The 10,105-nt window shown below is 73.3% G+C and carries 10 protein-coding genes and 1 riboswitch (1 of these 11 cut by a window edge); of the genes, 6 read left to right on the top strand and 4 right to left on the bottom strand.

The window, feature by feature from the left end:
- A riboswitch (cyclic di-AMP (ydaO/yuaA leader) is annotated at positions 1-111 on the bottom strand (it extends 104 nt beyond the left edge of the window).
- Between the two features lie 321 nt (positions 112-432).
- On the bottom strand, positions 433-1,440 hold the full coding sequence (locus O3X23_RS13675; RefSeq protein ID WP_269271596.1) for a GNAT family N-acetyltransferase: 1,008 nt from the start codon (positions 1,438-1,440) through the stop codon (positions 433-435).
- A 14-nt stretch (positions 1,441-1,454) separates the two neighbouring features.
- Positions 1,455-2,117: a uridine kinase gene (locus O3X23_RS13670; RefSeq protein ID WP_269271595.1), complete on the bottom strand. Its 663-nt coding sequence runs from the start codon at positions 2,115-2,117 to the stop codon at positions 1,455-1,457.
- 278 nt (positions 2,118-2,395) lie between these two features.
- On the opposite strand from O3X23_RS13670, the gene O3X23_RS13665 reads away from it, so the two are divergent.
- Both O3X23_RS13665 and O3X23_RS13660 read left to right on the top strand, forming a co-directional pair.
- Complete coding sequence (locus tag O3X23_RS13665; protein ID WP_269271594.1) at positions 2,396-2,590, top strand: hypothetical protein; 195 nt, start codon at positions 2,396-2,398, stop codon at positions 2,588-2,590.
- A 114-nt stretch (positions 2,591-2,704) separates the two neighbouring features.
- Entirely contained in the window at positions 2,705-4,345 is a 1,641-nt protein-coding gene (locus tag O3X23_RS13660; RefSeq protein WP_269271593.1) for a hypothetical protein, read from the top strand.
- A gap of 27 nt (positions 4,346-4,372) precedes the next feature.
- Here the strand turns inward: O3X23_RS13660 and yczR are convergent, their stop codons facing one another.
- On the bottom strand, positions 4,373-5,860 hold the full coding sequence (gene yczR / locus O3X23_RS13655; protein WP_269271592.1) for a MocR-like transcription factor YczR: 1,488 nt from the start codon (positions 5,858-5,860) through the stop codon (positions 4,373-4,375).
- A 96-nt stretch (positions 5,861-5,956) separates the two neighbouring features.
- On the opposite strand from yczR, the gene yczE reads away from it, so the two are divergent.
- From yczE to O3X23_RS13635, 4 genes are all read left to right on the top strand, one after another.
- Positions 5,957-6,625, top strand: a complete 669-nt coding sequence (yczE, locus tag O3X23_RS13650; protein WP_269271591.1) for a membrane protein YczE — start codon at positions 5,957-5,959, stop codon at positions 6,623-6,625.
- Positions 6,626-7,444, top strand: a complete 819-nt coding sequence (locus O3X23_RS13645) for a glycerophosphodiester phosphodiesterase (RefSeq protein ID WP_269271590.1) — start codon at positions 6,626-6,628, stop codon at positions 7,442-7,444. It abuts the gene before it with no gap.
- The gene (locus O3X23_RS13640; protein ID WP_269271589.1) at positions 7,429-8,808 is read left to right on the top strand and encodes an MFS transporter; all 1,380 of its coding nucleotides are present in this window, start codon (positions 7,429-7,431) and stop codon (positions 8,806-8,808) included. Before O3X23_RS13645 ends, O3X23_RS13640 begins: the two co-directional genes overlap by 16 nt.
- Positions 8,809-9,064: 256 nt before the next feature.
- The gene (locus tag O3X23_RS13635; protein ID WP_138353051.1) at positions 9,065-9,439 is read left to right on the top strand and encodes an RNA polymerase-binding protein RbpA; all 375 of its coding nucleotides are present in this window, start codon (positions 9,065-9,067) and stop codon (positions 9,437-9,439) included.
- Positions 9,440-9,508: 69 nt separating this feature from the next.
- Here O3X23_RS13635 and fxsA read toward each other — a convergent pair whose 3' ends face one another.
- Positions 9,509-10,102 carry an FxsA family membrane protein gene (fxsA, locus tag O3X23_RS13630; protein WP_269271588.1) on the bottom strand — a complete coding sequence of 198 codons (594 nt, stop codon included), beginning with the start codon at positions 10,100-10,102 and terminating at the stop codon, positions 9,509-9,511.
- Between the last annotated feature and the right edge of the window lie 3 nt (positions 10,103-10,105).

Raw genomic sequence — 10,105 nt, 5'->3', positions numbered from 1 at the left:
CGTTATTTTTGGGTAGGGGCCGCGACTTCACCCCAAGCCGTTCCCGGTTCTCGGGAACGGCACTTACCTGGGTCCCCCGCTCCTGCCGTAGAAGTTTGGTGTGCAGAACACCGGGCAGCGGCAGGACTAGGCGTTCTACCCGGCGGGATCCTGCGAGCATTTGACCCGCAGGAGAGCGAAGCTAAACGAGCATCCGACAATTCGGCAACATTCCCGTGGTGAGCCGCATATCACGTGTGTAAGCGCCCGCTCACATTTGTGACTGTGCGTCGGCCGGCCCGATCCGTGCGTGTGCGATTCCTTTACTTTCCGTGAACGGAAATGCCGAAGCGTCATAAAGCGCACCCCGTGGAAACGCACCGTGGAGAAGGCGGCAGCTCTGCGTGCCCCGCCTGTGAGCCCGGTCACGCGGCATCCCGCCGGTGAGCGCCGTCACGTGCTGAGCGGTGCCCGAACCTCGGCGTTCCGCGGGTCGAGGACGCGGCTGAGACGGTAGGCGGCGACCCGGAAGCCGACCGCGGGCCAGTGCCCCGCCGCCAGCGGCGAGGCGGAGTGCCAGCGCGCCCCGATGTGCCGGTACTCGTGGTCGTACGCCCAGGCCACCGCGGTGGCCAGCAGGATCCGGCTGACGCCCTCGCCCCGTGCGGACGGCTCGACGTACGCCTCGGCCAGCTCCACGCACGCGTCGGGGGTGACCGGGCCCGCGTCCGCCGGGGCGAGCAGCACCATTCCGATCTCCTCGCCCCCGCGGCCGGCGATCCAGGCCGCGCAGCGGGGATCGGAGAGGGTGCCGGTGTACCGGGTGCGCATCGCGGCCAGGGCGGCGTCGGTCTGTGGCAGGAACATCGCCGACCGGCGCTGGTAGCGGGCCGACTCGGCGGCCATCCTGCCGATCTGCGGCAGGTCGCCGGGACCGGCCCGGCGGATGCTCAGCCCGTCCACGCCGCGCGGCTGCCGGCCGCGGGGCTTGACGGCCATCAGCCCGTACATCTCCTCGAACCCGAAGCCCAGTTGGCACCAGTCCATCGCGGCCGTCCCGGACGCGGGCAGTTCGACGTAGTGGACCAGCCGCCGCTGGGCGACGAGCCGGGCGGCGGCCTCGGCGTACAGGGCGAGCAGTACCGCGTTGTCGCGCTGTCCCGGCGCGGGGGCGTGCCCGCCGTGGCGGACCACCGCGGAGCGCGGGTGGGTGCGGAGCGCGGCGGGGGTGTCCTCGGCGAGGTCGAGCGGGGAGGCCGCGAGGTAGCCGGCGGGCCTGCCGCCGCTGTCGCGGGCGAAGTAGGCCTCGGTCTCCGGTTCCGCGAGCAGCTTGCCGAGCAGTTCCCCGCCGGTGGGGGCACCCGGTGGCCTGCCCTTGCGGGAGTGTCCGGACCAGCGGTCGTACAGGGCGGCGGCCTCGGGTATGTGCTCGGCGCTCATCGGCGCGATCGCGAAGGTCATGGTGGGTGGCGACGCTAGCCGTCCGCGCGGTCCGGCGGCAAGGGATGTCCGCTCCACGCCGGGTGCCGGGGGTCGTCGGCGTGCACGAGGACGTCCGCGGCCTCCGCCGGACGGACCTCGTCGGCGTACCGGCCGAAGGCGGGCAGCGTCCAGCGCTCCTCCTCCGGGGTGCGGCGGGCCAGGGCGGCCGGGGAGAGCCGCAGATGGACCGTCAGGTCGAGGCCGAGGCCCTGGCCGAGCAGCAGTTGGCCGTCCAGCAGCAGGACGCCGCCGGGCGGCAGTTCGACGTATCCGGCCCGGGTCGCGCGGTCGGTGGCCGCGTCCCACAGCGAGGGCAGCACCCGGCCGCTGCCGCCGGGCGCCAGCGGGTCGAGGACCTCGCGGCGCAGCGCGCCGGTGTCCAGCCACAGGTCGTAGTACGCGTCGGAGTCCTCGCGGCCGTACTCGAAGCGCAGCGAGGCCGGCCGCCAGAAGTCCGCGGCACGCACCCGCAGGACCCGGTGGCCGCGGGCGGGCAGTTCCGCGGCGAGCGCGTCCGCCAGGCCGGCCGGCCCGGCGGCCGGGGCGCCGTCGACGGCGACCCGCAGCCACGGCACCGCGGCGGTCGGGGTGAAGCCGGCCACCCGGTCGGCGAGGGTCCCGGCCAGCCGGGGCCAGGTGATCGGAGTCAGCCGCATGGGCGGCATCGTCGCATACGCCCCGCCATGCCCTGGCCCTGGATCGCCGAGGTCACTCGGCCGTCCGGGCGACGTGGCAGCGCCATCGGTGTGGCGGCCGGCATGACGGGCGGCCGGTTCGGCAAGGCTCGCGCCGGGGTCGCTCCAGCGGGCTTCCGGAGCACCCATCCAGGGGAAATTTCCTACTAATCACCCGTTTGCCACTTTCCACCACTATCACTTCTGGTGAGCCTGGAAGAACTCATGGTGACCGTCCCCATCACCCAGGAGAAAGTCCAATGATCCTGTCCATCTCAGGTGTCGTCCTTCTCGGCATCATCGCCTTCCTGTTCTTCCGCAAGGACGGACTGAAGATCTCCCACCTTCTCGTCTGCTCCCTCTTCGGCTTCTACCTCGCGGGTACCGGCATCGCCCCGAGCATCAAGGCCGGCGGAGCCAGCCTCGCGGGCCTGCTGGGCGGGATCAAGATCTAGGCCGCGTCCTTCCAGGTCCCCCAGGGGCCCGGGGCCGCATGCCGGCGTCCCCGGGCCCCACCCCGTCACCACGAACCCTCCACCCTCCCGCGAACCCACCCACTGGAGCCATCCGTGGCCAGGCGCCCCCTCCCCAGCATCCTGAGCAGCAGGCCCTCCTTCGCGGCCATCGTGAGCGGCAGGCCGTCGCTCACGCGTGGCCGCGAACTCGCGCGGACCGCCGCCGACAGTGCCACCGACGTGCTCCATCCGCTGATCACGATCGCCAAGGGCATGCGCATGCAGGCCGGCTGGGCCCGCAGCTGGTGGGCCCGCACACCCAAGGACCGGCGCGGCCCCGCGCTGCTGCTCTGCGGCGCCGGGGTCGTCGTCGTCACGCTGATGCCCTACGGCCCCCTGCTGGCGCTGGGGGCGGTGCTGGCCTGCGCCGGCTGGATGGGCCGCGACCGTACCGCGCCGGCGCCGACCGGCCCCAGCGAGGCCGAGGCCGGCAGGCTCCAGGCGCTGTACGAGGCACTGGTGCCGTATCTGTCCGATCCCGACGACCCGGCTCCGCTCTACGCCCGCGACGGCGGCTGGGACAGCGCCTTCAGCGAGTACGCGTTCGAGGAGGGCCGGCTGGCCCGGCTGCACCTGCGCTACCCGGCGTACTTCACCGACGGCGAGGCCACGGCGCGGTCCCGCGTCGAGCAGCTGCTGCACGCCAAGGCGGGGCGCGGCCGCGAGTACCGGTTCGACTGGAACGAGGAGGAGAACCACCTCACGCTCACCGCGCTGCCGCCCCTCTCCACCCGCATCACCGCCCAGCGCTTCGTCACCGCGCCCGGCGAGACCGTCCTCGGCTTCACCGACTCCGAAGCCGTCCGGCGTACCGTCCCGGTCGTCGACGGGGACGAGGTCCGCGACGCCCCGCCCGTCGTCTGGCGGACCGGGCCGCGCGCCACCGAACCGCATCTGCTGGCGCTGGGCCGGCCGGGCTCGGGCCTGACCGGTCTGCTGCGGTCGATCGCCCTGCAGGCGCTGTGCCACGGCGATGTCGTGGTCATCGACGGCACCGGCAGCGGTGAGTACGCCTGCCTCGTGGGACGTCCCGGGGTGCTGGCCGTCGAGAGCGGCCTGGCCGGGACCTGCGCCACCCTCGAATGGGCCGCGCACGAGACGGAACGGCGGCTGATCGCCGTCAACCGGGCGCGTCAGGCCGGGCGTTCGGCGCCGGAGGACACCCGCCGCCCGCTGTGGATCCTGGTCGACCGGCCCACCGCGCTCACCCAACTCGCGCACGCCGAGGGCCGCCCCGACCCGCAGTTGCTGCTCGACGTGCCGCTGCGGCACGGGCGCACCGCCAGTGTGGCGGTGGCCGTCGCCGACCAGATCGACGCCACCGAGGTGCTGACCCCGGCCGTCATCGCCCACACCCGCGCCCGCGTCCTGCTGGGCGCGCTCGACCCCGAGCACGTACGGGCCGTCCTGGGCGCCCCGCAGTGCACCACCTCGGCGGCCGAGGTCCCGGCCGGCCGCGGCTACGCCCGGCTCGGCACCGGCCCGGTGCTGCGACTGCAGGTCCCCGCCACCCCCGACCCGTACGACGAGGAGACCGGCGAGGCCGAGCGCGAGGCCGTGCTCGCCCTGCTGCCGCCGATCGGCTCCCCCGCCGACGCCCTGGAGCAGGAACCGGCTCCGACGCCGGAACCGGAGCCCGGCCGGGTGCCGCTGCCCGAACCGCTGCTCCGTCCGACGGCGGACCTGGAGCGCTGACGCCGCCCGCGGGGCGGGGCCGGGACGTCAGGCCACGAAGAGGCCGGCGCCCTCGGCGTCGGAGCCACCGCCGGAGCGCACGATGTGGGCGGCCGCGGCCAGCCGGGAGACGGCCTCCTCGGCGGTGGCGCCGCCGACCGTGAACGGCAGGCGCACATAGGACTCGAAAGCCCCGTCGACACCGAACCGCGGCCCGGACGGGACGCGGACGCCGAGGCGTTCACCGGCGACCGCGAGCCGGGAACCCGACACGTCACCGGTCCGCACCCACATCGTCATACCGCCGTTCGGCACGGTGAACTCCCAGTCGGGGGTCTGCGCGCGCAGCGCCGCCACCAGGTCGTCCCGGTGGCCGCCGGCGCGGGCGCGGCGGGTGGCGACGGCCTGGTCCCAGCCGCCGCCGCGCAGCAGCCAGGCCACGGCGAGCTGGTCGACGACGGGGGATCCGAGGTCCAGATAGGCGCGGGCGGAGACGAGGCGGCGGACAACGTCGGGCGCCGCCCTGACCCAGCCGATCCGCAGCCCCGCCCAGATCGCCTTGCTCGCGGAGCCGACCGTGATCACCGTGCCGCCGCGGTCGAAGGCGGCCATCGGCCGGGGCATGGGCGTCTCCGCGTCCAGCACCAGCTCCGCCATCGTCTCGTCCGCGACGACCACGGTTCCGGAGGCGCGGGCCGTCTCCACCAGGGCGCGGCGCTGCTCGTCGCCGACCAGGGTGCCGGTCGGGTTGTGGAAGTCGGGCATGACATAGGCCATCCGCGGCGCCGCGTCGCGCAGCACCCGCTGCCAGGCGTCGATGTCCCAGCCGCCCAGCCCGTCGCGCATGGCGACCGGCACCAGCCGGGCGCCGGTCTCGCGGAACAGCTCCAGCACGTTGGCGTAGCTGGGGGATTCGACCGCGACCCGTTCGCCGAGCCCGACGAGCCGGCGGGCCGACGCGGCGATGGCGCCCATGGCACCGGTGGTGACCATGATCTGCTCGGGCATGGTCGGCACCCCGCGGGCGGTGTAGCGGTCGGCGATCGCCTCGCGCAGCACCGGGAGCCCGGCCGGGAAGTCGCCGTGGGTGGCCGCGTAGGCCGGGAGTTCGCCCAGCGCGCCCTCCATCGCCCGGGTCAGCCACGGCTCGGGGGCGGGCAGGGCCGCGCAGCCGAGGTCGATGACGGTGCCCGCGGAATCCGGCGGGAGCGGGTCGAGGATCCGGCTCGGCAGCGCGTGGCCCTCCGGTACGGCGGTCCAGCTGCCGGCGCCCCGCCGGGAGCGGGCGAACCCCTCGGCGCGCAGCGCCTCGTACGCGGCGGCGACGGTGGTACGGCTCACGCCCAGGGCGAGGGCGAGTTCCCGCTCGGCGGGCAGCCGGGCGGCGACCGGCACCCGGCCCTCGAGCACCAGCAGCCGTACACCGTCGGCCAGTCCGCGGTAGGCCGGTACGCGGCGGCCGCCGCCGGGGGCCGGTCGGGGTTCGAGGAGCCGGGCGAGCGGCGCCGCTCCCACCGATGCAGTCCACTGCGACATAAAATTCAGTCCACCTTTCCCGGATTGGCTGTGGCGTTCACCCACATCCATGCCACAGAGTGCCACGTATCCAGCCACCTTCACCAGGGGAACACCATGCGCACCGGTCGTCGCGTCGTCCATCTCTATGTCGGCCTGGTGCTGTACGGCGCCAGCGACGGCCTCCTGGTCGGCGCGGGACTCGGCCTGGACCCCTGGGACGTCTTCCACCAGGGGCTCTCCGAACGTTCCGGGCTGAGCATCGGCCTGATGTCGATCATCGTGGGCGCGGCGGTGCTGCTCCTGTGGTGGCCGCTGCGGCAGCGGCCCGGCCTGGGCACCGTCTCCAACGTCTTCATCGTCGGGCTCGCGATGGACGGCACCTTGCGGCTGCTGCCGGAGGTCCACTCCCTCGCCGTCCGGATCCCGCTGCTGGTGGTGGCGGTCGTGCTCAACGGCCTGGCGACCGGCCTCTACATCACGGCGCGCTTCGGACCCGGCCCGCGCGACGGGCTGATGACGGGACTGCACCGCAGGACGGGACGGTCGATCCGGCTGGTCCGCACCGGCATCGAACTGGCCGTGCTGGCCGTCGGCTTCGCGCTGGGCGGCAGTGTCGGGGTGGGGACCGTGCTGTACGCGGTGGCGATCGGGCCGCTCGCCCAGTACTTCCTGCGGTTCTTCGAGATTCCGCAGCCGGTGGAGGAGCCGGCTGGGGAGCCGGTCGCCCGGCGGGAGCCGAAGCCGGTGGCCGGAGCCGCCCCGGACCCGGCCATACTGCCGTAGGTGAGCGCACCTCCCCCTCCCCCGGTCCACCCGTATCTGGACCATCCGGCACCTCTCGCCTTCGCCCATCGCGGCGGCGCGGCGGACGGGCTGGAGAACACCCTGGCGGCCTTCCGCCGCGCGGTGGACCTCGGCTACCGCTACCTGGAGACCGACGTCCACCTGACGTCGGACGGCGTCCTGGTCGCCTTCCACGACGCGACCCTCGACCGGGTCACCGACGCGCGCGGCGCCATCGCCGCCCTGCCGTGGAGCGAGGTCGCCCGCGCCCGCGTCGCGGGCCGGGAGCCGGTCTCCACGTTCGCGGAGCTGCTGGCGGCTTTTCCGGACGCCCGGTGGAACGTGGACGTGAAGGCGGAGGCGGCCGCCGGCCCGCTGCTCGACGCGGTCCGCGCGGCGGACGCCTGGGACCGGGTGTGCGCCGGATCGTTCTCCGAGGCGCGGGTGGCCCGGCTGCGGGCGCTGGCCGGTCCGCGGCTGGCCACCTCGCTGGGCACCCGGGGCGTGGCGGGCCTGCGGCTGCGCTCGTACGGCGGCCGGCCGCTGGAGCGGCTGCCCGCGCGGCTGCTGAACGCGGCTGTACGGGGCGGCGCCGTCTGCGTCCAGGTGCCGGAGCGCGTCGCGGGCCTGCCGGTGCCCGACCGCAGGTTCATCGACGCCGCACACCGGCGGGGGCTGCAGGTCCACGTCTGGACGGTCAACGACCCGCGGCGGATGGGCGCGCTCCTCGACCTCGGGGTCGATGGCATCATGACCGATCACATCGAGGCACTGCGCACGGTGCTGTCCGAGCGGGGGACCTGGTGGGCACGGCGATAACGGAGGCGGCGGTCGCGGAGCGCGCGGCGGAGCGGCGCCGCGAGCAGCAGGGCTGGTACTTCTACGACTGGGCCAACTCGGTCTTCTCCACGACCGTGATCACGGTCTTCCTCGGCCCCTACCTCACGGACGTCGCGAAGGCCGCCGCCGACGCCGACGGGTATGTGCACCCGCTGGGCATCCCGGTGCGGGCGGGCGCCTACTTCGCCTACACGATCTCCGCCTCGGTGCTGCTGTCGGTGCTGGTGATGCCGCTGGCCGGCGCGATCGCGGACCGCACCGGCCGCAAGAAGCCGCTGATGGGCGCGTTCGCCTATCTGGGCGCGGCGGCGACCATGGGGATGTTCTTCCTGGCCGGCGACCGCTATCTGCTCGGCGGCGCGCTGCTGATCGTGGCGAACGTCTCGTACGCGGCCTCCGTCGTGCTCTACAACGCCTTCCTGTCGCAGATCGCGGAGCCGCACGAGCGGGACGCCGTGTCGTCGAGGGGCTGGGCCTTCGGGTACGCGGCGGGCGCGCTGATGCTGGTGGCGAACCTGGGGCTGTTCCTGGGCCATGACGCTTTCGGCGTCTCCAAGGGGCTGGCGGTGCGCATCTGCCTCGCCTCGGCGGGGCTGTGGTGGGCGGTGTTCACCGTGGTGCCGCTGCGGTGGCTGCGGGACCGCCCGGGGCCGCGCGCCGCCGCCGGCCTGCCCTCCCGCGACGCCGGATCCGGCGCGCTCGGCCAGGGCTTGCGGCAGTTGGCCGCCACCGCGCGGGACATGCGCCGCTATCCGCTGACGCTCGCCTTCCTGCTGGCGTACCTCATCTACAACGACGGCATCCAGACGGTGATCTCGCAGGCGTCGGTGTACGGGTCGGAGGAGCTGGGCCTGGAGCAGGGGACGCTGATCACCGCCATCCTGCTGGTGCAGGTGCTGGCCGTCGTCGGCGCGCTGGCGCTGGGCCGGCTGGCGGCCCGCTACGGCGCCCGGCGAACCGTGCTGGGTTCGCTGGCCGCCTGGACCGTCACCATCGGCGCCGGATATTTCCTCCCCGCGGGTGAACCTGTCTGGTTCTTCGCCCTGGCCGCCGCCATCGGAATGGTCCTCGGCGGCAGCCAGGCGCTGTCCCGATCGCTCTTCTCCCACATGGTGCCGCGCGGCAAGGAGGCCGAGTACTTCTCGGTGTACGAGGTGAGCGACCGGGGTACGAGCTGGCTCGGACCTCTGCTTTTCGGGCTGACCTACCAGCTGACCGGAAGCTACCGCGACGCGATCATCTCGCTGGTGGTCTTCTTCGCCGCGGGGTTCGTGCTGCTGGCCAGGGTGCCGGTGCGCGCGGCCGTGGAGGCCGCCGGAAATCGCGTCCCGGACATAATTTAGGTATTGGGGGTCGCGGGCCGGTAGTGTACGCGGTTGTCCCGCCAGGTTGACCGTTACTGCGCGCCAAAGATACGAAAACGCCGGGTGACATCTGATAACAGATGTGACAAAACGGTCAACGGTGGGTACAAACAGGGGCGGCACGACGGACGACACTTGTCCCACACGGGAATCTTCACCGCCGACCGGACGTTGACCGGATGACGACGACAGCGACACCTGTCCTGTGGGCGACTAAGCCCGGGAGGCACGATTCATGAGTGAGCGAGCTCTCCGCGGTACGCGACTCGGGGCCACTAGCTACGAGACCGACCGTGGTATCGATCTGGCACCTCGCCAGACCGTTGAGTACGCATGCCGGAACGGACATCGTTTTGAGATGCCGTTCTCGGTTGAGGCCGAGATTCCGTCGGAGTGGGAGTGCCGTGCATGCGGCACCATCGCACTTCTGGTGGACGGAGAGGGCCCGGAGAAGAAGGAAACCAAGCCCGCGCGCACGCACTGGGACATGCTCATGGAGCGGCGCACGCTCGAGGAGCTCGAGGAGGTGCTGGCCGAGAGGCTGGCCGTCCTGAGGTCCGGAGCGATGAACATCGCGGTGCATCCGCGCGACAACCGCAAGAGCGCCTGACCAACAGGCATCGGGCCCGTGGTGACACACGGGCCCGCCCAACACTTCCGCCCCGTGGCGGAGCGCTGATCAGCGCTCTGTCCCGGGGTTCTTGCGTTCCGGGTCCACGACCTCGCCCTGGATGACCTCGCCGGGAATGACCTTGCCGTCGGGGCGGTGGATACGGACCTGCTCGTTGACCACCCGCGCCTGCTGGAACAGATCGCCGATGGAGCCGGAGTCGTAGCTCTTGCGGCGCCCCAGGGCGCGGTCCGCCGCCTTGCGCAGCAGCAGGCGGGTCGGCGGGAACAGGCACAGCAGCCCGACGACGTCGGACGCGAAGCCCGGGATCATCAGCAGCAGGCCGCCGAGCATGCCCAGCGCCGCCCCGGTCGCCTCGCTCCCCGGCGGGGCGATCCCCGGCGTTCCGGGCGCGCCCGGGGCCCCGGGCTGCATGGAGACGGTCAGGCTGCGCCAGGCACTGCGCCCGGCCCGCTTCACCACGAGCGCGCCGAGCACGACCCCGGCCGCGAGCAGCAGCAGGACGGCGCCGACGCTGGTGGCCGAGGCCACCACGGTCAGCAGCCAGATCTCCAGGACCACCCAGGCCGCCACCACGAGCGGCGCGAAGGTGCGGACGCGTGAGCGCCGGGGGCGGACCGGGGGCGGGGTGCTGGTAGTCATACG

The organism is Streptomyces sp. H39-S7 (assembly GCF_027158205.1).
Classification (GTDB): Bacteria; Actinomycetota; Actinomycetes; order Streptomycetales; family Streptomycetaceae; genus Actinacidiphila.
This window is presented reverse-complemented; position numbering and strand designations above follow the sequence as displayed.

Coding starts and splice junctions, on each gene's coding strand:
- O3X23_RS13635 (WP_138353051.1), top strand. CDS start 9,065: ATGAGTGAGCGAGCTCTCCGCGGTACGCGACTCGGGGCCACTAGCTAC.
- O3X23_RS13665 (WP_269271594.1), top strand. CDS start 2,396: ATGATCCTGTCCATCTCAGGTGTCGTCCTTCTCGGCATCATCGCCTTC.
- O3X23_RS13675 (WP_269271596.1), bottom strand. CDS start 1,440: ATGACCTTCGCGATCGCGCCGATGAGCGCCGAGCACATACCCGAGGCC.
- yczR (WP_269271592.1), bottom strand. CDS start 5,860: ATGTCGCAGTGGACTGCATCGGTGGGAGCGGCGCCGCTCGCCCGGCTC.
- O3X23_RS13670 (WP_269271595.1), bottom strand. CDS start 2,117: ATGCGGCTGACTCCGATCACCTGGCCCCGGCTGGCCGGGACCCTCGCC.
- fxsA (WP_269271588.1), bottom strand. CDS start 10,102: ATGACTACCAGCACCCCGCCCCCGGTCCGCCCCCGGCGCTCACGCGTC.
- yczE (WP_269271591.1), top strand. CDS start 5,957: ATGCGCACCGGTCGTCGCGTCGTCCATCTCTATGTCGGCCTGGTGCTG.